Here is a 24,160-nt window from a genome sequence, read left to right as displayed (position 1 = left end):
GGCGTGGACCTGCGGTTCACCGGCGCCGTGCCGACCGACGAGGAGCGCGAGGCCGTCGACGCCTGCCTGGGCCCGCCCGAGGACGGCTGGGAGGGCGGCGCCCGCACCGCCGCGGACCTGCGGTCGTCGCGCGGCGGCCACGCCGCGCGCGGCCGGCGCGACCGGCTGCTGCCCGCGCTGCACGCGGTCAACGACCGGATCGGCTGGATCAGCGAGGGCGCGCTCGACTACGTCTGCCGCCGCCTGACGGTGGCGCCCGCGGAGGGCTACGGCGTGGCCTCCTTCTACGCCATGTTCGCGCTGCGGCCGCGTCCCGCCCGCGTCCTGCACGTGTGCACCGATCTGGCCTGCGCCGCACGCGGGGCGGCCGCCCTCACGGCGTCCCTGGAGGGACTGCTCGGGCCGGCCGGCGCCACGTCGGGCGGCGTGCGCTGGCAGCCCAGCCCGTGCCTCGGCCTGTGCGAGCGCGCGCCCGCCGCCCTCGCCGTCCAGGCGGGCGTCCCGAGGGACCAGGACGGCGCGCACGCCGTAGCGCACCTTGCGGACGCGCCCCGCGCGTACGGCACCGCCGTGGTCGGACCGGCCACGGCCGGCACCGCGGAACTCGCGGCTGCCGCGCCCTGCGCGGCGCCCGGCGAACCGCCCGCCGAGAACGCCGTACCGCAGGCGGGCGGCGACGGCCTGGTGCTGCTGCGCCGGATCGGCCGGGCGGACCCGGAGAGCCTGGACGGCTACCGCGCCCTCGGCGGGTACACCGCGCTGCGCCGGGCGTTCGCGCTCGGACCCGCCGGGGTGATCCGGGAGGTGCTCGACGCCGGGCTGGTCGGCCGCGGCGGGGCGGCCTTCCCGACCGGCCGCAAGTGGGAGGCGACGGCCCGCCAGCCGGAGCGCACCCACTACCTGGTGTGCAACGCCGACGAGAGCGAGCCGGGCACCTTCAAGGACCGGGTGCTGATGGAAGGGGACCCGTACGCGCTGGTGGAGGCGATGACGATCGCGGGGTACGCGGTCGGCGCGCACCGCGGCTACCTGTACCTGCGCGGGGAGTACCCGCGCGCGCTGCGCCGGATGGAGCACGCGATCGGCCGGGCCAGGACGCGCGGGCTGCTCGGGGACGACGTCCTCGGCCAGGGCTACGCCTTCGACATCGAGATCCGTCGCGGCGCGGGCGCGTACGTGTGCGGCGAGGAGACCGCGATCTTCAACTCGATCGAGGGGATGCGCGGCGAACCCCGCAGCAAGCCGCCGTTCCCCGTCGAGCGCGGCCTGTTCGACCGACCGACCGCCGTCAACAACGTCGAGACCCTCGTCAACGTGCTGCCGATCCTGGAACGGGGCGCGGCCGCGTACGCCGCGGTGGGCACCGCGGGCTCCACCGGCACCAAGCTGTTCTGCGTGTCGGGCACGGTCCGCCGCCCGGGCGTGTACGAACTCCCCTTCGGGGCCCGGCTGCGCGACCTGGTGGAGCTGTCCGGCGGCGTACCGGAGGGCCGCCGGCTGCGGGCGGTCCTGCTCGGCGGCGCCGCGGGGGCGTTCGTACGGCCCGACGAGCTGGAGATCCCGCTGACCTTCGAGGGCACCCGGGAGGCGGGCGCGACGCTGGGCTCGGGCGTGGTGCTGCTGCTCGACGACTCGGTGGAACTGCCGCGCACGCTGCTGCGGATCGCGGAGTTCTTCCGCGACGAGTCGTGCGGCCAGTGCGTGCCCTGCCGGGTCGGCACCGTACGCCAGGAGGAGGCGCTGCACCGGCTCGCCCGACCGGCCCGGACGGAAGCGGACGCCGCGGGGGACGTCGCGCTGCTGCGCGAGGTGGGGGCGGCGATGCGGGACGCGTCGATCTGCGGGCTCGGGCAGACCGCCTGGAACGCGGTCGAGTCCGCGATCGACCGCCTCGGCGTGTACGCGGGCGACCTGCCCGCGGACGGCCTGCCCGCGGCGGGCGGGCCGGAACACCCTGTGGACGGAGGCTCCGTATGACCGCGATCCCCTTGCAACTGCCGCGTCGGCTGGTGGAGTTCACACTGGACGGCCGGCAGGTGCGGGTCCCGGAGGGCGCCACGGTGCTCGACGCGTGCCGGGCGGAAGGCACGGAAATACCCACGCTCTGCCACGGCGACACGCTCACCCCGAAGAACGCCTGCCGGGTCTGCGTGGTGGAGGTCGAGGGCGCCCGCACCCTGGCGCCCGCCTGCTCGCGCCGCGTCGACCCGGGCATGGAGGTCCGCACCGGCGGCGCCCGGGTGCGGCACAGCCGCAAGCTGGTGCTCGAACTCCTCGCCTCCTCCACGGACCTGTCGACCACGCCCCACGTCGCCGGCTGGATCCGGGAGTACGGCGCCCGGCCGGACCGGTTCGGCCCGGACGCGGCGACCCGCGCGGGCCAGGAGCCCAAGGTGGACAACGAGCTGTACGTGCGCGACTACGGCAAGTGCATCATGTGCTACAAGTGCGTGGACGCGTGCGGCGACCAGTGGCAGAACACCTTCGCGATCGCGGTCGCCGGCCGCGGCTTCGACAACACCGTCTCGGTGGAGCACGACGCCCCGCTGACGGACTCCGCCTGCGTCTACTGCGGCAACTGCATCGAGGTCTGCCCGACCGGCGCGCTCAGCTTCAAGTCCGAGTTCGACATGCGCGCGGCCGGCACCTGGGACGAGTCGGCGCAGACCCGGACCACCACGATCTGCGCGTACTGCGGGGTGGGCTGCAACCTCACGCTGCACGTCCAGGGCGACGAGATCGTCAAGGTCGGCTCGCCGCACGACAACCCGGTCACGCACGGAAACCTGTGCGTCAAGGGCCGGTTCGGCTTCCAGCACGTCCAGAACAGGGAGTAGGCAGCGATGGGACGGGTCACCGAGCGGCGCCGGGTGCTGCGGGTACGCGGCGCCACCGCCGGGCACCGGGCGGACACCCTGGTCGCCGAGGAGCCGCTGGAGATACGGCTGGGCGGCCGGCCGCTGGCCATCACCATGCGCACCCCGGGCGACGACTTCGACCTGGCGACGGGCTTCCTGGTGAGCGAGGGCGTGCTGGGCGCGGCCGGCGAGGTGGCATCGGTGGTGTACTGCGCCGGCGCCACCGCGGAGGGCTCCAACACCTACAACGTGGTGGACGTCGTGCTGGCGCCCGGGGTGCCGCTGCCGGACATCACCCTCGAACGGAACGTCTACACCACGTCCTCGTGCGGGCTGTGCGGCAAGGCCAGCCTGGACGCGGTGCGCACCACGGCCCGCTGGCCGGTGGGCGGCACGCCCGACGCTCCCCCGGTCCGGCTGGACACCGCGGTCCTCGGCGCGCTCCCCGACCGGCTGCGGGCCGCCCAGGCGGTCTTCGAGCGGACGGGGGGCCTGCACGCGGCGGCGCTGTTCACCGCGCGCGGTGAACTCCTCGACATCCGGGAGGACGTGGGGCGGCACAACGCGGTCGACAAGCTGGTCGGACGGGCGCTGCGGGACGGCCGGCTCCCGCTCGGCGACCAGGTCCTGATGGTGTCGGGCCGCGCCTCCTTCGAGCTCGCGCAGAAGGCGGTGATGGCCGGCATCCCGGTGCTGGCCGCCGTGTCGGCGCCGTCCTCGCTCGCGGTCGACCTGGCCCGGGAGACCGGGCTGACCCTGATCGGCTTCCTGCGCGGGGACTCCATGAACGTGTACGCGGGTGAGCAGCGGGTCGCCCTGCAGGCGACGGCCTGACCACCCGCTGCACGGGTGAGGGGCCGGCCGGCGGGTTGCGCCCCCTGGGCCGGCCGGCCCCTCCGCTTTTTGCCGCTCTCCCGCCTCCGGGCCCTTTCGACACCGGCGGGCCCTTCGGCTCGAGAGCTACCGAGGCGAGGTTCTTCAGCTGCCGAGGCAGGCCCGTCTAGGGATAGCTGACGAGATCCTCGACGGTGTGACCAGCGGTGACGGCACCGCCGCTGTTGTCGATGATGTGGTTGATGTTGCCGGCCCCGCCGAGGACCGTGGTGACCATGTCGTGGAACTTCACGCCCGACGTGGTGGGCGTCTCGATGGCGTGCCCCAGGACCAGGTTGGGGTGGTCGCGCAGGTAGGCGTAGATGCCGACGCCCCATGCCTCGTGCGTGGTCACGGTGTTGGCGACCTTGTAGGAGGCGTAGCCGAGATCACCGCCGCTGGTGGTCCAACTGGCCTGGTCGGGCACGTCGTAGGGTGTCTCGCTCTGGTAGAAGTACACCCGTCCGCCGTTGGCGTTCCAGGTGGTCTGGTACTTCTCGTAGTGCTCCACGGCCAGGCCGTAGATGGTGGCGTTCGCGCCGTTGACGACCAGGCCCTGCTGGGCCGGGTTGACCGACCAGCCGACGCCGTTGGAGTGGTCGCCGCGCCACAGCCACAGGTCGTCGCCGATGACGTTCGCGCTGTTGATCACCAGGGTCGTGGTGGCCTTGCCGGCGATGTCGCCGCCGACCCGGAAGAACACGTCCTGCAGCGCGGTCGGGTCGGTGGCGTGGCTCGCCGTGGACCCGGTCGGGCCGACCTGCATGAGGGTGGCCGAGTTGGTGGTGTTCGCGCTGATCAGCAGGCCGGCGATGTCGATGCCGTCGACGTCCGCGGTGGTGACCGCGGTGGCCCCGTTGTCCGGCACCAGCGTGGCCAGGCCCATCCCGAGCACGACGGTGTCGGGGCGGGTGATGTTCAGCGCGGACGACAGGTGGTAGACGCCGGGCGTGATGAGCAGGTTCTTGCCCGCCGCCAGCGCCGCGTTCATGGTGTCGGCGGTGTCACCGGACTTCACGATGTAGAACTGGTCGATCGGGATCGAGGTCCCCGCGGCGGTGCCGCCGGTCCAGTCCGGCCCCTGGGCGTTGGTCCGCAGGGCGGGGCGGAAGACCTGCCAGGCGCCGGAGGAGTCCTCGTAGAGGAACGGCTTCTCGCGGGTGACGGGCGCCTGGGCGACCGCCGTGTCGGGCGGGTTGGGGAAGGTGGTCGACGGGGCGCCGGTGTCGCCGACGAAGACCATGTTCCAGTTGCTGCCGGACCAGCCGCCCATCGCGGTGTCCTTGGTGAGGTACTGCTGCTGCGTGCCGGAGGTGATGGTGCCCGAGATCCGGGAGTCGCCCACGTAGCCGCCGCTGGACCAGTTGCTGGAGGTGCCGTGCGTGTTGTCGTACAGCAGCATGCCGCCGTGCACGTCCATCCGGCGGAAGGGGTCGGCCTGGGAGGCGGCCCACATGGTGCTGCCGGAGCTGGGGGTGACCGACATGTTCTCCGCGTCGCGCCAGAAGATCTGGGTGGCGTTGCCGTCGCTGGTGTGGCCGGACACGTGCACGCCGCCACCGGTGATGTTGACCTGGTCCGGCGACAGGCCGAGGCCGGCGACCTGGGTGTAGTACCCGACCGGGACGTCGACGTTGTAGGTGCCGGGGGCGAAGAGCAGGGCGTTGCGCTGGGTGCCGAACTCGTTGCCGACCTGCGCGCTGTACACCGAGTTGATCTTCGACTGGATGCTGGACGCCGACATCGACGGGTCGAAGACGGTGACGTTGGGCCCGAAGTCCGGGGTGCCGGCGGGCGGGCTGGTCGGCGGGGTGGTGCTGTCGCCGCCGAGGTCGAAGGACTGCGCGGCGGTGCCGTTGCAGGTGTACTGCTGCAACTGGACGCTGTCGGCGGTCGAGGCGCTGGGCACGTCGAGGCACTTGCCGCTGTTGCGGTTGACGAAGTGGTAGGACCCGCCGGACTCCGCGACGGGCAGCCACTGCTGGTTGGCGCCGCCGCCGTACAGCCACAGCTGGGTGAGGGCGCCGTCGGCGGTGGAGGTGTCGGTCTCGTCCCACACCTGGTCGGGAGCGGAGCCGACGCCGATCCGGTAGTAGCCGGAGTCGGTGGCGGTGAACTGCCAGGTCTGGGCGGCCGTTCCGTTGCAGGCGTACTGCTGGACGGCGGTGCCGTTGGCGGTGGCGGCGGCACGTGCGTCGACGCACTTGCCGCTGCCCACGTCGGTGACGGTGACCGGTGCGGTCGGGAGTGCGGCGGCGGCGCCGCTGGCGCCGCCGGCGCTGACCAGTGCGATTCCGGCGCTCGCCGGGAGCAGGAGGGCCGCCGCGAGGACGGCCGTTCGTCTGCGGTGACGCTGGGTGCGGGCGGGCTCGGTGGAAACCTGGCTCACGCGTGGCTCCTCGGTCGCGTTGTGGGGTCGCGATGCGGTCAGGACGCTAGGTCCAGACCAGCGAGGAGTCAATACACATCAAAAAATAAGTCGTGAACTATGCCGGGCGGTTGGGTTCAGGAGTTGACCGTGTTCGTCGCCAGCAGGCCGATGATCAGCACGCCGACCACGATCCGGTAGAGCACGAAGGAGTTGAACGAGTGCCGCGCCACGAACTTCAGCAGCCACGCGATGGAGGCGTAGGCGACCACGAAGGAGACCAGGGTCCCGATGGCGAGCGCGGAGGTGCTGACGCCCCCGCTGGTGGCGTCCTTGAGCTCGTACAGCCCGGCGCCGGTGAGCGCGGGCAGGCCGAGGAAGAACGACAGCCGGGTGGCGGCCATCCGGTCCAGGTCCCGGATGAGGGCGGTGGAGATCGTCGCGCCGGAACGGGAGAAGCCGGGGAAGAGCAGCGCGAGGATCTGGGAGCAGCCGACGATCATCGCGTCCTTGATCGTGACGTCCTGCTCGCCGCGCTTGAAGCGGGCCATCTGCTCCGCGGCCCACATCACCCCGCTGCCGATGATCAGCGAGAACGCCACCACCCACAGCGAGCCGAGCGGGCCGTCGATGAGCGGCTTGGCGGCGAGCCCGACGATCACGATGGGGATGGTCGAGTAGATCACCCACCAGGTGAACTTGTAGTCGTGGTTGGTGCGCTCCCGGCGATCGGTCAGACCGCGCAGCCATGCGGTCACGAACCGCGCGATGTCCTTGAAGAAGTAGACGAACACCGCGGCGATCGCGCCGACCTGGATCACCGCGGTGAAGCCGACCACGGCGTCGTCGTCGACGGGGATGTGCATCAGGCCCTCGACCAGCTTGAGATGGCCCGTGGAGGAGACCGGCAGGAACTCGGTCAGTCCTTCCACGATGCCGAGAATGGCTGCCTGGCCGACGCCGATGGCGCTCATGGGTGGTTTCCGTCCCCTGGTCTTCTGGTCTTCCGGAAGTGCGGACGGACCGGGCACGCCCGTGGCATGCCCGGCCCGCTCCGACTCGACTACATTCGCGTAGACGTCCGGACAGACTCTAGAGGATCAGCGGTCGCGGTACGACTTCGGGGCCGACCGGGGTCGGCTCCCGGCCGCCTCAGCAGGCGCCCTCGTCCTGCCACACGCCCCACTCGCCGGTGGTCCCGGGGGTCTCCCCGGTGGTCCACCACTTGGCCAGCCAGGTGTGGCCGCCGTAGGAGACGGTGTCACCGCCGACGTAGATCGCCGACGACGACCAGGGCTGGGCGGTGCAGCCGCCGCTGCTGCCCCCGGTGACGGTCAGGGTGTAGGCCGCGGTGTGGGTGGTGCTGCCGGCCTTGCCGGTGACGGTCAGGGTGTAGGTGCCGGCCTTCGCCGCCGAGGTGGTGGCGACCGACAGGGTCGCGCTGCCGCCCGCGGTGACCGAGGCCGGGCTGACCGAGGCGGTGACGCCGGCCGGGGCGCCGCTGACGCCGAGCGCGACGGACTGCGCGGAACCGGAGGACACGGCGGTCTTCACGGTGGAGGTGGCCGAGGAGCCGGCCGCCACGGAGGCGGAGGCCGGGCTCAGCGACACCGAGAAGTCGTTGGCCGGCGGCGGGGTGGTGCTGCTGCCGCCGGAGAACGGCTCGAAGGTCTGGCTGAACTGCCAGGTGCTCTGTGTGGTGCCGGAGCAGGAGTCCGAGCCGCCCTGGCCGGGACAGCCGCCGTTGTCACGCTGGAGTGCCCAGAAGGACAGGGTGTTGATGCCCTTGCCGACCGCCCAGTTGTAGACGGTGGTGGCGTTGGCGGTGGTGAAGGTCTCGGCGGCGCCGTAGTCGTCGATGCCCGGCATCTCGGTCACACCGATCATCGCCCACAGCTGCGCGTCGGTCTTCGACGGGTACAGCGTGGCGAGCTGGTCGTGCAGACCCTGCGCGGCCGTCTCGGTGTCGGTGGCCATGTTGTGCGTGGCGCCGTCGTAGTAGTCGAACGTCATGAGGTTCACGACGTCGAGCTTCACGCCGTTGGAGACCGCGTTCTGGAGCACGGACAGCCCGGAGCCGTCACCGGCGGTGCCGGTGGTCAGGCCGTGCGTGGTGGTCGGCAGGGTGTAGGAGAACTGCACGGTGCGGCCGTTGCTCGCCGCCCAGTCCTGCACCATCTTGACGGCCTTGTTGCGGCGGTCGATGCCGGCCGCGTTGGTCAGCGAGTTGTCCTCGGTGTCGAGGTCGATCCGGCTGACGTTGTAGGTGGTGATGACCTTCTCGTACGCGGCGGCGATGGAGCTGACGTTGGTGCAGCTGTCGGCGATCTCGGTACCGCCGTCGTCGGCCGCGTAGCCGCCGAAGGACGGGATGACGTCGCCGCCGCCCGCCTGGATGCTGCTGATGTCGCTGCCGAAGCTGGAGGAGGCGATCGGCAGGGAGGTGTCGCCGTTCCAGTACGGCGTGCAGGAGCCGGGCGACGGGGTCTGGATGAACGCCATCGTCAGGTACTTGTTGCCCGACGCGCCGGCCAGCCCGGACAGGCTGTCGCCGTTGTACGCCTCGAAGTACGGGGCGAAGACGTGGCTGGGAAGTGCCGTGGCGGCGGTGGCCTGGGGGGCGGCGGCGTGCGCGCCGCCGGCGCCGGTCAGCGCCAGGCCGGCCGAGGCCGCGGCGGTGACGAGGCCGGTGAGCAGGGCGCGGAGAGGTCTGCGAACGGGTCCGGTCATGGACCGCGCTCCCTTCGATGGGGGGTCCCAGCACAGGGGGCCATGCTGGTCTGGACCAATGCTGACCCATACTGTTTGGTCTGGACCACCCAACTGTCAAGAGTCTTTACAGATAACGCCGTTGGCGGCTTCCACCCCTCCGCGCGGCGGGCCACCGGACCCCGGAAACACCAAGGACCGCCGCCGCGCCCTGCCAGGAGGGCGCGGCGGCGGTCCCGCTCGGCTCGCCTCAGCCCAGCGGGCTGAGCAGCGCGAGCGCGGGGACGAACTTCGCCGCGTCCACGGTGCCGACGCCGGTGGCCATGTCGTAGCCCTTCACCGCGGTGTAGCCGGTGACGCCGTCGTAGGTGTTGTTCGTGCCGTCCTTGACGTCGACCACGCCGCCGAACTTCCCGGTGCCCTTGGCGAGCGCGTAGAGCGCGGTGTGGATGTCGCCGACGCGGTGCCCGGCGACCTGGTCGGCCAGCGCCACGATGCCCGAGAAGAGCGGGCTGGCCTCGCTGGTACCGCCGTAGACGTCCCAGCCGACCTGCGTCGGGTCGTAGCTGGAGTACACCCAGGCACCGCCGTCGACGGCCGCGGCCATCGAGATGTCCGGGGTGCCGCGCTGCGCGCCCACCACGCTCTTCACGCCGTTCTGGTACGACGGCCGGGCGAAGACGTGCGACTGGCCGCCGCCGCCCGCGCCGTTGTCGTTGTACACGCTCTCCGGCGCGGTGCGGTTGCCGGCCTGGTCCAGGTGGAGCTGGGTGCCGCCGACCGAGGTGACCAGCGGGTCGGCGGACGGCCAGGAGTTCACCCGGTACGGGTAGTTGCTGCTGCCGTCCTCGGTCGCGTCGGTCGCCCCGCCGTCGCCGGAGGAGCCGAGCACCGTCACGCCGTGCCGCGCCGCGTCCTCGAAGGCGTAGCGCAGGTTCCGGATGCTGGAGAAGTCGCCCTTGTCGAAACCGGGGAAGGTGTTCTCGGTGGCGCCGAAGCTCTGCGTGATGACGTCGCCGACCCCGCGGTCGATCAGCGCCTTCTCGCCGTCCATCATCTCCGGCAGGCCGGTGACGCCCTCGGTCTCGGCCACGCCCGTCTCCAGCAGCACGATGTGCGCGGCCGGGGCGATCGCGTGCGCCATCTCGACGTCCAGCGTGCTCTCGCCGGCCCAGCCGGTGTGGTCGGGGTTGGTCGGGTCGAAGGGCGGCACGTTGCCCCACTTGACCACCTGCACCTTGGTGCTGGGCATGCCGAACTGCTTGCTGTACACGTCGAGGTCGTGCTGGATCGTCGGCGAGCCGAAGGAGTCGACGATCACGATGGTCCGGCCCTTGCCGGTGACGCCCGCGCGGTACAGCGGGTTGAGGTCGTACGCCTGCCGGTACTGCACCGGCGTGTAGCAGTTGATGCCCCATTGGGCCTGGCACTGGGCGATGGTCAGCGGGCTGCCGGCCCCCTTGACCAGCTCGTGCCCGACGACGGCGGGCACCGGCTTGACCGCGGGGGCGGCGTGGCCGGCCGAGGCGGACGCGGCACCGGTGAGCGGAGCGGCCATCAGAGCGGCGGCGGTGAGGGCGGTGGCCCCAGCCGCCGCGACCACGGCGCGCGGCCGCGGGCGAGGTGTGCGCATGGACTCTCCTTGCGTGGAGGGCTCTCCTGGCATGGTGCGGCCGTCACGGGAACGGCTGCGGTGATCACACCGATAGATCATGCCCAGGACAAGGGAGTTCGCCGTTCGGCATCCGTCGTTTTACCCGAACGGCCGATAATTTTACGATGCCATGACCATGACACGTCGATCCGACGCGCTGTCAGCACGAACCGGTTCCCGCCCACTTCGGCGTGGATGTCGACCCAGGCAGGCGGCGACGGTCCCCCATGGGCCGTCAGGACACGATGTCCTTGGTGCGGAAGCCGCGGAACGCGAGCGCGGTGAGCACCACCGCGTACGACACCGAGAGGGAGGTGCCCTCGATCATCCCGGTCCACTCCGTGGCCGGCTGCATCGCGTCCAGCCAGGCGAACTGCCAGTGCGCGGGCAGCACGTCGCGCCACCGGTGCAGCGCGGTCACCGCGTCCAGCACGTTGCCGATGATGGTCAGCCCGACCGCGCCGCCCACCGCGCCCAGGGGCGCGTCGGTGACCGTGGACAGCCAGAACGCCAGCGCCGCGGTGACGAGCTGCCCGACGAAGATGTACCCGATCGCGATCGCCAGCCGGGCGGCGGCCCCGCCGGGCGCGATCGTGCCCCCGGTCGGCAGTTCCAGGTCCCCCCAGCCGTACGCCGCGGTGCCCGCCGCCAGCGCGATCGCCGGCAGCAGCACGAGCGCGACGGCGCTGAAGCCGAGCGCCACGGTGAGCTTCACCGCGAGCAGCCGGGCCCTCGGCACCGGCGCGGCCAGCAGGTAGCGCAGGCTCGACCAGCCCGCCTCGGAGGCGACCGTGTCCCCGCAGAAGAGCGCGACCGGCACCACCAGGACGAAGCCCGCCGACACGAACAGGCAGGTCGCCGCGAAGTTCGCCCCGGAGGAGGTGGTCGTGTCGATCAGCGTCGGCCCGTTGCCGCCGTCGCTGGGGGTGCCGCCGATGGCGAACGCGGCCATCAGCACGAACGGCAGCAGCGCCAGCAGCGCCGCCACCACGATCGTGCGGCGCCTGCGCAACTGGCGGCGGGCCTCCACCCGCAGCCGCAGCGTGCGGCCGGGCCGGTAGCCGGGCGCGGTGGCCGCCCCGGACGCCCCCGGGTCGTCGGGGAGCTCGGGCAGGTCGGGCACGGGTGCGGCGGGTGCGGTGCTCATGCCGAGCCTCCGATCAGGGTCAGGAAGGCGTCCTCCAGGCCGCGGTGCGGGCCGACGCGCGCCACCGGCACGCCGAGCCGGACCAGCTCGGCCACCAGCTCGGCCGGTGTCGCCCCACCCGCCATGACGACCAGCAGCCCGTCCTCGGCGCGCACCGCCGTCGCCACCGCGGGCAGCGCGGCCGCCGTGTCCACCAGCTCCTGCGTCAACTCGCCCGCCACGCCGACCAGTACGGTGTCCGCCGAGCCGACGATCTCCGCGACCGGGCCGGCCGTGACCAGCCGCCCGCGGTCCATGACCACCAGGTGGGTGCAGGTCTGCTCGACCTCCGCCAGCAGGTGGCTGGAGACGATCACGGTCCGGCCGGTCCCGGCGTAGCGGATCATCACCTCGCGCATCTCCCGGATCTGCGGCGGGTCGAGGCCGTTCGTGGGCTCGTCCAGGATCAGCAGGTCCGGCAGCCCGAGCATGGCCTGCGCGATCGCCAGCCGCTGCCGCATCCCCTGGGAGTACGTCCGCACCGCGCGCTGCAGCGCGTCGCCGAGACCGGCGATCCGCAACGCCTCGGCGAGGTGCGCGTCCTCCTCCGGCCGCCCGGTCGCCTGCCAGTACAGGTCAAGGTTCTGGCGGCCGGTCAGGTGCGGGAGGAAGCCCGCCCCCTCGACGAAGGCGCCGACCCGGGAGAGCACCGGCGCGCCCGGCCGCACCGCCTCCCCGAACACCCGGATCTCCCCCTCGTCCGGCCGGATCAGGCCCATCAGCATCCGCAGGGTGGTGGTCTTCCCGGCGCCGTTCGGCCCGAGCAGCCCCAGCACCTGGCCGGGCTCCACCTGGAAGGTCAGCTCCCGCACCGCGTACCGGTCCGCGGACTTCGCGTACCGCTTGCTCAGCCCGCTGATCCGCAGCGGCACCGCGGCCAGCTCCGGGTCGGCCGCGCGGGGCCGGACCCGGCGGCGGCCGGTGACCAGCAGCAGTGCGGCCACCACCACCGCGACCGGCGGCAGCACCCACGTCCACCACGGCAGCGGGCTCGCGTCGGCGCTCAGCGCGCGGTCGGTGGGAACGGTCAGCGCCGGACCGGCCAGGGCGACGGTGTACGTGGCCGGCGCGGCGGGCGTCGCGTAGCCGAGGTCGGTGCTGGCCAGGACCAGCGCCATCCGGTGCCCGGCCGCGAACTCGTGGTCGACCGCGGGGAGTGCGATGCGCACGGTGCGGCCCGACGGCGCACCGGCCACCCGTACCGGCGTGGCCAGGCCCTCCGGCAGCGTCTCCTTGCCGTTCGGGCCGACGTCGTAGAGCTTCGCGAACAGCACCGCCTGGGGCGCGGTGGTCGCGACCTTGACGGTGACGGCCGGCGCACCGGTCAGCGTGGTGGCCCGGCGCAGCGGCGCGGAGACGAACCGGGCGGACTGGCCGGGGAAGTCCACCGCCGCGCTCGCGCCGAGCTGGGCGAGCGCGGAGATCGACCCCGAACCCGGCACCGCCGAGATCGCGGGCGGCGCGCCCCCGGCGGGGTTGGTGATCCGCTGGGCCGCGCCGGTCAGCGGGACCCGCTCGGCGCCGCCGGCCAGCCCCGGGTAGCGGTCCGCGCTCGCGCCGCGCAGCACCACCGTTCCGTCGGTCGAGTTCAGGCCGCCGGTGCGGGTGACGCGGAAGCCCGGGCCGGTGCTCACGCCGGTGTCGTGCTTGAGGTAGTGGTCGAACCACGCCGTGACCCGGCCGTCCACCCGAGCGTCCTCGGTGTTGCCGCCGTCGTGGCCGCCGGCGATCCAGTCCATCGCCACCGGGGCGCCGTTCGCCGTGATCGCCTTGGCCATGGCGTCGGACTGGGCGAGCGTGAAGAGGGAGTCGGTCTGCCCCTGCACGATCAGCGCGGGCACCTTGATCCGGCTGGCGACGGCGGACGGGCTCAGCGCGGCGAGCCGGGCCCGGTCGGCCGCATCGGGCTGCCCGGTGGTGGCGATGCGCTGGTAGAGGTCGCAGATCGACGGCTCGAACCGGCCGCAGACGGGGTCGGGCGAGGCGGCCGGTGCGGCCGCGGGGCTCTCGGCGGCGGACCGCGGGCTGCCGGGCGCGCCGCCGGTCGCCGAACCGCCGCCCGCGGGTGCGGTCGTGGGTGCGCCGGTGACCGTCGGCGCGCCGCCGGCGGACGACGCGTTCTGCGCCGAGCCGCCCGAGAAGAGGATGCCGCCCCACAGCTTCTTGTACACGCCGTCGGGCAGCAGCGCGTCGGCGAGGTTCCAGTACGTCTCGCGGGGCGCGATCGCGTCGACCCGGTGGTCGTATCCCGCCGCGAGCAGCGAGATCGCCCCGCCGTAGGAGATCCCCGAGACGCCGACGCGCGGGTCGCCGGGGGCGTCGAGCTGGACGTCGGGGCGGGCCGCGAGCCAGTCGATGAGCCGGCTGACGTCCGCGACCTCGCCGTTCTCCGCGTTGAGCCCGATCCGGCCGCCGGACGCGCCGAAGCCCCGCGCGGACCAGGTCAGTACCGCGTAGCCGTGCGCGGCCAGCGCCTCGGCCTGGCCGCGCACGTCGTCCTTGCTGCCGCCGAACCCGTGGGCGAGCAGCACCGCGGGCCGGCGCCCGGTGCCGCCGTCGGTGAAGTAGGAGGTGTCCAGCCGCACTCCCCCGGCGCCGGTCAGCATGGCGTCGCTGCGGTGCACCCCCGCTCCCCCGCCGTGCCCCGCCGCCGTCCCCGTGACGACGCCGCCCACCGCCACGACGGCGAACGCCCCCACCGCCGCGAACCACTTCCTGCCGCGCGGCCACCGAAGATCCATCCTCAGATCCTAGGCGGTGCCCGGCACGTGGCAGCGTCCGCCGGGAGGGCGTCCGCCCGCGGCGCGTCCCGCGAACGTCAGCGCAGCGGCTCGGGCAGCGGCTCACGGTGCACGATGCCCAGCCGCTGGGTCGCGCGGGTCAGCGCCACGTACAGGTCGCTGGTCCCGAACCGCCCCGGCTCCACGACCAGCACGTGGTCGAACTCCAGCCCCTTCGCCTCCCGCGGGTCGAGCAGCACCACCGGACGGGTGAGATCGGGCTCCGCGCCCGCCGTGATCCCGTCGAGCCGGGCCGCGATCTCCTCGTGCAGCTCCCGCGGCGCGATCACCCCGAGCCGCCCCTCCTCCGGCGTCATCTCGGCGACGGCCCGGGCCACTTCGCCGGCGAGGTCCGCGCCGGCCGATCGCGTCCAGGGCTTCTCCCCGGTGGACCGCACCGATCCGGGCGGCTCGAACGACGGGTCCTGGGCCCGGACGACACCGGCGGCCAGCTCCATGATCTCCGCGGGCGTGCGGTAGTTGACGCCCAGCCGCACATGCGTGAAACGGTCGCCGACGTAGGGGCGGAGGATCTTCTCCCACGAACCGACGCCGCCCGCGCCCTCGGAGGTCTGCACCGGATCGCCGACCAGGGTCAGCGAGCGGGTCGGGGACCGGCGCATCAGCAGCCGCCAGGCCATCGGCGACAGTTCCTGCGCCTCATCGACGATGATGTGCCCGAACGCCCAGGTCCGGTCGGCGGCGGCCCGCTCGGCCGCGCTGCGGTGATCGTCCTCCTCCTGCCGCTCCGCCATGCGTTCGGCGTCGATGATGTCGTGGGCAGCCAGGACCTCGGACTCCTCGTCCTCGAACTCGTGGGTCTCCGATCCCCGGGAGAGCTCCAGCACGCCCTGCGCGTAGACGACCCGCTCCTGGCGCCGGGCCTCGGCCGCGGCCCGCTCCGCGCTGTCGTCGGTCCCCAGCAGTTCGGCGGCCTCGTCGAGCAGCGGCACGTCGGCCGGGGTCCACTCCCGCTCCCCGGGCGCACGGCGGACGGCCGCGGCGTCCTCGTCCGGGAGGTAGACCGGCTCGGCCAGGTAGTCCGCGAGGAACTCCTCGGGGGTGAGCAGCGGCCACAGCTCCGCCACGGCGGCGTGCACCTCGTCGCTGGCGGCGACGCTCTTGGCCAGCTGGGCGATGTCGTCGGGCCCGAGGAAGTTGGGACCGCCGTACGGGTCCGCGCCGATGCGGTCGGCGAGTTGGGTGGTGAGGGCGTCGATCAGGTGGAACGCGAAGTGCGGGCGGGCGAGGTTGTGCGGGAGCCGGCTGTCGCGGGCGGCCTGCCGCGCCTCGTAGGCGATCTCCCAGTCCAGCACGAGGTCCCCGTCGTCGTGCCGGATGATCATCGGCGCCCCGGGCTCGGGGAGCGCCTGGCGGTCGCGCACCGCGAGCGCGAGCGCCTCGGCCATCCCCGCGCCGCCCTTGACCACCGCCGCACGCGGGCTGTCGGTGCCGCGCGCGTGGACGCCCGGGAAGAGCTCCGCCTGCGTGGCGAGCATGACCCCGGTCTCCCCGAGGGCGGGCAGCACCTCCCCGATGTACCGCAGGAAGGCGGGGTTGGGGCCCACGATCAGGACCGCGCGCTTGGCCAGCAACTCGCGGTGCTCGTACAGCAGGTACGCCGCGCGGTGCAGCGCGACCGCGGTCTTGCCGGTGCCGGGGCCGCCCTCGACGACGAGGACGCCGCGGTGCGGTGCGCGGATGACGCGGTCCTGCTCCGCCTGGATGGTCCGCACGATGTCGCCCATCCGGCCGGTGCGGGCGGAGCCGAGCGCGGCGAGCAGCACGGCGTCGCCGCTCGGGTCCTCGAACCCGCTGCGCTCGCGGTCCCCGAGATCGAGGATCTCGTCGTGCAGCTCGGTCACCGTGCGGCCGTCGGTGCTGATGTGCCGGCGCCGGCGCAGGCCCATGGGCGTATGGCCGGTGGCGAGATAGAACGGGCGGGCGACCGGTGCCCGCCAGTCGATCAGCAGGGGGGTGCGGTCGGTGTCGTCCTCGCGAATTCCGATCCGGCCGATATGGTGCGCGCTGCCGTCGTGCAGATCGATACGGCCGAAGCACAGCGAGCCGTCCACCGCATTCAGGGCGGACAGCAGCCCGGACCGCTCGGCGACCAGCACGTCGCGTTCGACGCGGGCCTGCAGGCCGTTCCCCACCGGGGCCAGCGCGTCCTCGACGCCTTCCGCGGCGTCCTCGCGCAGCACGCTTACACGTTCGTAGAGCCGGTCGATGAATTCCTGCTCGCGCTGCAATTCGACGCTTTCGCGAGTTGACAAGATCGCTCCCTGTCGGATATGCTGTCGTTCATCAGCCCCTTTGTAGGGGCTTTTTCTGTGGGCACACAGAAAAACCTAATATACGCGGGGAAATCCCCGCTCCGCAATTGCGGGGCGGGGATTTTCTCGTTCGGGCCGCGGCGGGCGCTGCCTGTCGGACGTGCGGGATACGGTCGTCGGTGTGGGCAAGGGGCTGACGGCGGCGCAGCGCAGGGCGGTGACGGGGTCCGACCCGTCGACGGGCCGGGTGACGGCGCGCGGTGAGGTGTGCACCGGCCTGGCGGCCGCCGGGTTGGCGGTGCGGCACGCCCGGTCGGGGCAGTTCTACCTGACACCGGAGGGGCGGCGGGTGCGGGCGGAGCTGTCCGCGGCGGCCGCGCCCGCGCCCTCGGACTCCTCTTCCGCGCCGGACCCGGAGCGCACCGAAGTCGGTGCGGGCCGGGGGCAGTTCGTCGCGGACGACGGCTCCGGCGCGGCGCCGGCCGCGGCCGGGCGGGCCGCGGAGGTGGCCGCCGCGTGGGAGGGGCTGCGCCAGATCCGGGCCGTGCTGGGGGACGGCGCGGTGGAGGTGCCGGCCGCGTGGGAGCGCGAGCGGCCGGTGCATGCCGTGGCACTGGCACTGGAGGCCGCAGGGGTGCCGCCCCACCGCGGCGGTCCGGCGGGCTACCGGGTGGCGCCCGCCGGCCACCCGGGACTGGTCGAGGTGACCTGGTCCGCGACCGGCTCCGGTCCCGCCGCGCTCGCCCGGGTGGCCGCGCTGCTCGGCCCGCGCGGCTGGCAGGCGACCGAGCACCGCACCCGCGGCGGCGACCCGTACCTGCTGGTCTCGCCCCGCCACGCCTGAGCGCTCCGCCGGTCGGCGCGCCCGACCCTGACGACGGGTCAGGCCGCGGCGGGCGTGGGGCCGGTCATCGGCGGGTTGAGCCGCGCGAAACCCTCCTGGCGCTGGTAGGGGAAGTACGGGTAGGGCGCCGTCCTGCTGCTCGCCGCGTCGAGCCGGGCCGTCTGGTCGGGCGTGAGCGCCCAGCCGACGGCCCCGAGGTTCTGCCGCAACTGCTCCTCGTTGCGGGCGCCGATGATCACGGAGGAGACGGTCGGCCGCTGGAGCAGCCAGTTGAGGGCGATCTGCGGGACGGCCCGGCCGGTCTCCCGGGCGATCTCGTCGAGGACGTCGACCACGCGGTAGAGGTGCTCCTCCTCCACCGGCGGTCCGAAGTCGGCGGTCCTGTGCAGCCGGCTGGCGGCGGGCATCGGCTGGTCGCGGCGGATCCTGCCGGTGAGCCGCCCCCAGCCGAGCGGGCTCCAGACCACCGCCCCGATGCCCTGGTCGGCCGCCAGCGGCATCAGCTCCCACTCGTAGTCGCGGCCGACGAGGGAGTAGTAGACCTGGTGCGCGACGTAGCGCGGGCGGCCGTACTTCTCCGCGACGGCGAGGGACTTCATCACCTGCCAGCCGGAGAAGTTGGAGACCCCCACGTACCGGACCTTGCCGGCGCGCACGAGGTCGTCCAGCGTGGCCAGCACCTCCTCGATCGGCGTGGCCGCGTCGAAGGCGTGCAGCTGGAACAGGTCGATCCGGTCGGTGCCGAGCCGGCGCAGGGCGTGCTCGCACGCGGCGATCAGGCGCGACCGGGAGGAGCCGGCGTCGCCCGGTCCGTCACCCGTCGGCAGGCTGGTCTTGGTGGACACGATCACCTGGTCCCGGCGGCCCTTGATCGCCTCGCCCAGGACTTCCTCGGACGCCCCGCCGGAGTAGACGTCGGCCGTGTCGAACATCGTGATCCCGGCGTCCAGGCAGATGTCCACCAGGCGGCGCGCCTCGCGGGCGTCCGTGGTGCCCCAGGCGCCGAAGAGCGGCCCCTGTCCCCCGAAGGTGCCGGCACCGAAGCTCAGCGCGGGGACCTCGAGCCCCGACGCACCCAGTCGCCTGTATTCCATGACCGCTCCTTGGTCCGCTCGCCGCCCGTCGCCGCCGTCCGCCGGTGCCGTCCGCTTCCGTACGCCGCTGTGCCGCGGCGGCGGACGGCCCCGCCTTCTGGCTAACGGGTCTGGAGTTCCGTTAACCTGTCCCCGACGGTAGCAGCTGCGAGCGATTAACGAAACTGGGGTCCCGTTTATGAATGCGGAGCATGGCACGCCGGCGAGCGCGGAGCCGGGGACCCTCCGGCCGGGCGGGCGTACGGCGCGGGTGCGGGCGGCGGTCCTGGACGCGGCCGGGGACGCCCTGGCCGAGCAGGGCTTCGCCCACCTCGACCTCGCCGACGTTGCCCGCCGCGCCGAGGTGGGCCGGACCACCGTCTACCGCCGCTGGGGCACGGTGACCGGCCTCGTGGCCGACCTGCTCACGGACATGGCCGAGAGTTCGCTGCCGCGCAGCGAGACCGGCTCCCTGCTCGGCGACCTCACCGCCAACGCCCGGCTGGTCCAGCGCACGCTGGCCGACCCGCGGCAGGGCGCGCTGTTCCGGGCGGTGATCGCCGCCGCCACGTGCGAGCCGAGGACCGCCGAGGCCCTGCACCGCTTCTACGACGTCCGCGTCAGGGAGTGGGCGCCCTGCGTCCGGCAGGCCGTCGACCGGGGCGAGGCACCCGCGGGCACCGACGCCCACGAGGTGATCCGCGCGGTCTCCGCGCCCCTCTACTACCGCCTGCTCACCACCGCCGAGCCGCTCGACCCGGCTGCCGCGGACCGGGCCGCCGCGGCCACCGCGGCCGCCACCCGCGCCGGTGCCTACGTACGCCCCTCCCCCGCGCCGTGACGGCGCCGCGCGGACACGACCCGACAAGCGCCCGGAAGCGCCCGATCCGGCGCCTCCCACCGCCGGAACGGCGAAGAACCGGAGGCGCCCGCCACCCCTCCGAGGTGGCGCAATAGAGTCGATCACCATGGAATACCGTCACCTCGGCCGCAGCGGCCTGTTCATCAGCGAGATCGCCTACGGAAACTGGCTCACCCACGGCTCCCAGGTGGAGGAGGACGCGGCGACCGCGTGCGTGCGCGCGGCCCTCGACGCGGGCATCACCACCTTCGACACCGCCGACACCTACGCCCAGACCCGCGCGGAGTCCGTGCTCGGCCGCGCCCTAAAGGGCGAGCGCCGCGAGGGCCTGGAGATCCTCACCAAGGTCTTCTGGCCCACCGGCCCCGGCCTCAACGACCGCGGCCTTTCCCGCAAGCACATCGCGGAGTCCATCGAGGGCTCGCTGCGCCGGCTGCAGACCGACCACGTCGATGTCTACCAGGCCCACCGCTTCGACGTCTCCACCCCGCTGGAGGAGACGATGGAGGCGTTCGCGGACGTGGTGCACTCCGGCAAGGCGCACTACATCGGCGTCTCGGAGTGGACCTCGGACCAGATCCGCCGCGGCCACGCGCTCGCCCGCGAGCTGCGGATCCCGATGGTCTCCAACCAGCCCCAGTACTCGGCGCTGTGGCGGATCATCGAGGGCGAGGTCGTGCCCACCTGCGAGGAACTGGGCATGGGCCAGGTGGTGTTCTCGCCGATCGCGCAGGGCGTGCTGACCGGCAAGTACAAGCCGGGCCAGCTCCCGCCGGAGGGCTCGCGGGCCACCGACGGCAAGGGCGGCTCCGACATGATCAGCCGCTGGATGCGGGACGAGCTGCTGGAGCGGGTGCAGCAGCTCGTCCCGCTGGCCGCCGAGGCCGGCCTGTCCCTGGCGCAGCTCGCCGTCGCCTGGGTGCTCCAGAACCCCAACGTGGCGGCGGCGATCATCGGCGCCTCGCGCCCCGACCAGGTCGCGGAGAACGCGAAGGCGGCGGGCGTGAAGCTGGACGCCGACCTGATGGCGAAGATCGAGGAGATCCTCGCGCCGGTCGCGATCACCGACCCGCGCAAGGTCCACGAGAACGTCCCCGCCCGCCGGTAGTCCGGGCCCCGGCCCGCGACGACGGGTCCGGTCCGGCGGGTACGGCGGCGGCCGTACCCGCCGGACCCCGTCGGGGCCCCGCAGGATCGGTCCGAGCGGGTCCGAGCCGGCCGGGCCCCGTCGGACCCGATCCGAGCCGTCCCGCCGCCGTACCCGCCCGTTGCCGGAGCGCCGGGCGCGGCGAACCCGCCGCGCCCCGGTACGCCGCGTAGGGTGACCACCTTTCTGCAGACGTCCGAAGGCGGACCTCCCGATGCCCCGATCGCCGCTCGGCCCGCATCACCCGCTCCCGTACACCCGCCGCACGCTGGGCTGGGCCGCCGGACTGGCCCTGGCGTTCGCGGTGCTGGCCGCGGTGGTGCTGACGCGGCACGGCACCCCGTACCCGGTGGACACCGGCCCGCACCGCTGGTCGGTCCGGCACCGGCCGCACGGGTGGGCGACGGCCGCCCGCGGGGTGACGCACGCCGGCACCGGGCCGTACCCCTACCTCGCGGCGGCGCTCGGCGGCTGGCTGGCCGGCAGCCGGGGGCGGTGGACGGCGGCCCGTGCCGGGGTGCCGCTCGCGCTGCTGGCGGTCGTGGGCCTGCTGGCCGAACAGCTGGTGCGCCTCGCGCTGTCGACGGCGCTGCACCGCGCCAGGCCCCCGGCCGCCGACTGGGCGGTGTCGGTGTCGGGGTACTCCTTCCCCTCCGGGCACACCTCGTCGAGCGCGATGGCCGCCGGCCTGCTGGCCTGGGGCGTGCTGAGGGCCTGGCCGGGAGCGGTCGGCCGCACGCTCGCGGTGCTGTGCGCGGTGGCCGCGGTCGCGGTGGGCTGCTCCCGGGTGTACCTGGGCGTGCACTGGCCGACGGACGTGCTCGGCGGCTGGCTGTACGCGGGCTGCTGCCTGCTCCTGCTGCTGCCGCCGCTGGACGGGTACGCCCGCCGGCTGGACGGCAGCGCCCCCGACCGCGGGAGCGGGGTCAGACCTTGACGCCGTGCGACCGCAGGAACGTCAGCGGGTCGATGTCGTCGCCGTAGTCCGGGCCGGTGCGCATCTCGAAGTGCAGGTGCGGCCCGGTCGCATTGCCGGTCGACCCGGAACGGGCTATTCGCTGGCCCTCGTTGACGTGCTGGCCGACCTTCACCGAGATCTGCGACAGGTGCCCGTACTGGCTGTACTCGCCGTTCGCGTGCTTGATCACCACCTGGTAGCCGTACGACCCGCCCCACCCGGCGGTGACCACGGTGCCCGAGGCCACCGCGTGCACCGCCGTGCCGGTGCCGACGAGGAAGTCCACACCGGTGTGGTAGCCGCTGGCCCAACTGCTGCCGCCGACGTGGTAGCCGGTGCCGATCGCGGCGTGCACCGGCAGCGTCCAGCCGGTGGACTTCTTGGCGGCGGGCTCGGGGTGGGTCTTCTTCGGTGCCGGTTTCGCGGCGGGTTTCGCGGCCGGCTTGTGCGCCGGCGCGGTGGCCGGCTTCGCGGCCGTCTTCTCGGAGGTCTTCTTCGGGGTCTTCTTCGGCGCGGCCTTCGCGGGGGCGGCGGTGGGCGTGGCAAGGGCCAGCCGCTGGCCGGGCAGGATCAGGTCGGGGTCGTCGCCGACCACCGTGCGGTTCTCCGCGTACAGCGCCGGCCAGCCGCCCTTGACCTGGTGGTCCGCCGCGATGCCGGACAGCGTGTCGCCGTGCACGACGGTGTAACGGCCCTTGCCGGCAGCCGTCTTGGTGTCCGCCTTCTTGGCGGCGGGCTTCGTCGCGTCCGCCTTCTTGGCGGCCGGCTTCTTGACCTCGGGCTTCTTGGCGTCGGACGCGGCGGCCGGGTGAACCGGGTGCGCGCTCTGCTTCGTGTGCGTCGTGGCGGTCTTCTTCGTGCCGGTCGACACGGGCACGGCGTGCGAGGCGGTGGCCGGTTCGCGGGTCAGCCCGGCCCGTACCGAGCAGACCGGCCAGGCGCGCGGCCCCTGGCTGTCCAGCACCTTCTCGGCGACCGCGATCTGCTCGCTCCTGGTGGCGAGGTCGGCGCGCGGGGCGTAGGCGGCGCCGCCGTACGCCCGCCAGGTGCTGGCCGCGAACTGCAGGCCGCCGTAGTAGCCGTTGCCGGTGTTGGTCTTCCAGTTGCCGGAGGACTCGCACTTGGCGACCTTGTCCCACACCCCGGAGGTCGCGGCCTGCGCGCTGCTCATGCCGATCAGCGGCAGGGCGAGTCCGGCACCGCTCGCGGTGACGGTCAGCGACGCCTGGGAGACCCGGCTCGGACGGTAACGGCGGTGGCGTCCGCGTAAGGCCATGACGCGCGTCCTTTCCCTGGGCTTCCGGCGCCCGGGCGGGTCCGGGCGGGGCAAAGAGGCGGGCCAAATGTAGGCCCGCCCCGGCACGGCCACAAGAGTGCCCGCATCAGCACAGGTGGGACTAGGCGGCGCATCCGGGGCGTTGTACGACAGGTGACCTCCTTGCTGCGCGACACGCCGTTCTCGGTCCTGGACCGGTCCCGTACCCGCGAGGGCGAGGACCCGCCGCGGGCGCTGCGGGCGACGGTGGACCTGGCGCGGCAGGCGGAGGCACTGGGCTACCACCGGTTCTGGGTCTCGGAGCACCACAGCGTGCCCGGGGTGGCAGGCTCGGCGCCCACGGTGCTGGCGGCCGCCGTGGCCTCGGCGACCTCGCGGATCAGGGTCGGCACCGGCGGAGTGATGCTGCCCAACCACCGCACGATGGTGGTCGCGGAGCAGTTCGGGGTGCTGGAGTCGCTCTTCCCCGGGCGGATCGACATGGGTCTGGGCAGGTCGGTCGGCTTCACCGGTGGCGTGCGCAAGGCGCTCGGCCACGGCAAGGAGGCCGCGGACGGCTTCGACCAGCAGATCCGGGAGCTGCTCGGCTGGTTCGACGGCAGCCAGCGCGCGTATCCGCAGGTGCACGCGTGGCCCGCCGAGGGACTGCGCCCGGCACCCTTCCTGCTCGCCACCGGCAGCGGCGCCGACCTGGCCGCCGCGCACGGCCTCCCGCTGGTGATCGGCGGGATTCGCGGCGAGGACGCGATGCTGCGCGCGGTGGACCGCTACCGTGCCGCGTTCCGCCCCTCGGCGTGGGCCGCGGCGCCGTACGTGGTGCTGTCCGGCACCGTGGCGGTCGCCGCCACCGGGGAGGAGGCGCGCCGGTTGCTGGTGCCCGAGGCACGGGCGACGGCGTACTCCCGTACCCACGGCGTCTTTCCCCCGCTCGTGCCGTCCACCTCGGTCGACCCGGGCGCGCTGTCCGGCCCGGAGCGGGACCGCTTCGACGAGGCGATGACCGGGCACGTGCACGGCACACCCGAGGACGTGGCGAAGTCGCTGGAGTCGCTGCTGTCACGTAGCGCGGCGGACGAGTTCCTGGTGACCACCAGTACCTACGACCGGGCCGAACTGCTGGAGTCCTACCGGCTGCTGGCGGATCTGCGGCGCTGACCTGCGCCCGGACCGGCGGGGGGCGTTCGCCGGCCCGGCCGGGGGTGGGCAATCTGCGGCGGCCGGCGCGAGCCGCCCGGCGGGCATCTGACGGTACGTCCGGTTGGCGGCGGGGCATCACCCTCTGGCACCCGGGCCTCA

General features: G+C 73.6%; 17 protein-coding genes. 8 read left to right on the top strand and 9 right to left on the bottom strand.

From position 1 onward, the window contains the following. The first annotated feature begins 3 nt into the window (after window positions 1-3). The 3 genes from C4U44_RS22300 to fdhD are packed head-to-tail and all read left to right on the top strand — an operon-like array spanning window position 4 to window position 3,692. Window positions 4-1,977 (top strand): NAD(P)H-dependent oxidoreductase subunit E, encoded by a 1,974-nt coding sequence (locus C4U44_RS22300; RefSeq protein WP_103887728.1) that lies wholly within the window; start codon window positions 4-6, stop codon window positions 1,975-1,977. Beyond that, window positions 1,974-2,837 (top strand): 2Fe-2S iron-sulfur cluster-binding protein, encoded by an 864-nt coding sequence (locus C4U44_RS22295; RefSeq protein ID WP_103887727.1) that lies wholly within the window; start codon window positions 1,974-1,976, stop codon window positions 2,835-2,837. The genes C4U44_RS22300 and C4U44_RS22295 overlap by 4 nt, the downstream gene beginning before the upstream one ends. 6 nt (window positions 2,838-2,843) lie before the next feature. Next, entirely contained in the window at window positions 2,844-3,692 is an 849-nt protein-coding gene (gene fdhD, locus C4U44_RS22290; RefSeq protein ID WP_103887726.1) for a formate dehydrogenase accessory sulfurtransferase FdhD, read from the top strand. Between the two features lie 166 nt (window positions 3,693-3,858). Here the strand turns inward: fdhD and C4U44_RS22285 are convergent, their stop codons facing one another. From C4U44_RS22285 to C4U44_RS22255, 7 genes are all read right to left on the bottom strand, one after another. Further along, window positions 3,859-6,120 carry an RICIN domain-containing protein gene (locus C4U44_RS22285; RefSeq protein WP_407642873.1) on the bottom strand — a complete coding sequence of 754 codons (2,262 nt, stop codon included), beginning with the start codon at window positions 6,118-6,120 and terminating at the stop codon, window positions 3,859-3,861. Window positions 6,121-6,236: 116 nt separating this feature from the next. Then, entirely contained in the window at window positions 6,237-7,073 is an 837-nt protein-coding gene (locus tag C4U44_RS22280; protein ID WP_103887725.1) for an undecaprenyl-diphosphate phosphatase, read from the bottom strand. A 178-nt stretch (window positions 7,074-7,251) separates the two neighbouring features. After that, on the bottom strand, window positions 7,252-8,829 hold the full coding sequence (locus C4U44_RS22275) for a glycosyl hydrolase family 18 protein (protein WP_103887724.1): 1,578 nt from the start codon (window positions 8,827-8,829) through the stop codon (window positions 7,252-7,254). Window positions 8,830-9,058: 229 nt separating this feature from the next. Further along, a complete protein-coding gene (locus tag C4U44_RS22270) occupies window positions 9,059-10,441 on the bottom strand; it encodes a S53 family peptidase (protein WP_103887723.1) in 1,383 nt (460 codons plus the stop codon). Between the two features lie 256 nt (window positions 10,442-10,697). Continuing rightward, window positions 10,698-11,609 carry an ABC transporter permease gene (locus C4U44_RS22265; protein ID WP_103887722.1) on the bottom strand — a complete coding sequence of 304 codons (912 nt, stop codon included), beginning with the start codon at window positions 11,607-11,609 and terminating at the stop codon, window positions 10,698-10,700. Then, window positions 11,606-14,389 carry an alpha/beta fold hydrolase gene (locus C4U44_RS22260; RefSeq protein ID WP_103887721.1) on the bottom strand — a complete coding sequence of 928 codons (2,784 nt, stop codon included), beginning with the start codon at window positions 14,387-14,389 and terminating at the stop codon, window positions 11,606-11,608. The genes C4U44_RS22265 and C4U44_RS22260 overlap by 4 nt, the downstream gene beginning before the upstream one ends. Window positions 14,390-14,466: 77 nt before the next feature. Then, window positions 14,467-16,680, bottom strand: a complete 2,214-nt coding sequence (locus C4U44_RS22255; RefSeq protein ID WP_103887720.1) for a HelD family protein — start codon at window positions 16,678-16,680, stop codon at window positions 14,467-14,469. A 205-nt stretch (window positions 16,681-16,885) separates the two neighbouring features. On the opposite strand from C4U44_RS22255, the gene C4U44_RS22250 reads away from it, so the two are divergent. Beyond that, window positions 16,886-17,548 (top strand): hypothetical protein, encoded by a 663-nt coding sequence (locus tag C4U44_RS22250; RefSeq protein WP_103887719.1) that lies wholly within the window; start codon window positions 16,886-16,888, stop codon window positions 17,546-17,548. Between the two features lie 38 nt (window positions 17,549-17,586). Here C4U44_RS22250 and C4U44_RS22245 read toward each other — a convergent pair whose 3' ends face one another. After that, window positions 17,587-18,642, bottom strand: a complete 1,056-nt coding sequence (locus tag C4U44_RS22245) for an aldo/keto reductase (RefSeq protein WP_103887718.1) — start codon at window positions 18,640-18,642, stop codon at window positions 17,587-17,589. Between the two features lie 178 nt (window positions 18,643-18,820). On the opposite strand from C4U44_RS22245, the gene C4U44_RS22240 reads away from it, so the two are divergent. The 3 genes from C4U44_RS22240 (at window position 18,821) to C4U44_RS22230 (ending at window position 21,567) form a co-directional block, all read left to right on the top strand. Further along, window positions 18,821-19,462: a TetR/AcrR family transcriptional regulator gene (locus tag C4U44_RS22240; protein ID WP_103887717.1), complete on the top strand. Its 642-nt coding sequence runs from the start codon at window positions 18,821-18,823 to the stop codon at window positions 19,460-19,462. 127 nt (window positions 19,463-19,589) lie between these two features. Continuing rightward, the gene (locus C4U44_RS22235) at window positions 19,590-20,591 is read left to right on the top strand and encodes an aldo/keto reductase family protein (RefSeq protein WP_103887716.1); all 1,002 of its coding nucleotides are present in this window, start codon (window positions 19,590-19,592) and stop codon (window positions 20,589-20,591) included. Between the two features lie 253 nt (window positions 20,592-20,844). Then, a complete protein-coding gene (locus C4U44_RS22230; RefSeq protein ID WP_103887715.1) occupies window positions 20,845-21,567 on the top strand; it encodes a phosphatase PAP2 family protein in 723 nt (240 codons plus the stop codon). Here the strand turns inward: C4U44_RS22230 and C4U44_RS22225 are convergent. Then, the gene (locus C4U44_RS22225; RefSeq protein WP_103887714.1) at window positions 21,557-22,864 is read right to left on the bottom strand and encodes a transglycosylase family protein; all 1,308 of its coding nucleotides are present in this window, start codon (window positions 22,862-22,864) and stop codon (window positions 21,557-21,559) included. The two genes, C4U44_RS22230 and C4U44_RS22225, sit on opposite strands and share 11 nt — an antisense overlap. A 162-nt stretch (window positions 22,865-23,026) precedes the next feature. Here C4U44_RS22225 and C4U44_RS22220 point away from each other — a divergent pair, with 162 nt between their 5' ends. Next, entirely contained in the window at window positions 23,027-24,019 is a 993-nt protein-coding gene (locus C4U44_RS22220) for an LLM class flavin-dependent oxidoreductase (RefSeq protein ID WP_200823349.1), read from the top strand. Window positions 24,020-24,160: the final 141 nt, after the last annotated feature.

The organism is Actinacidiphila yanglinensis, from assembly GCF_900107965.1.
Lineage (GTDB): Bacteria > Actinomycetota > Actinomycetes > Streptomycetales > Streptomycetaceae > Actinacidiphila > Actinacidiphila yanglinensis.
This window is presented reverse-complemented; position numbering and strand designations above follow the sequence as displayed.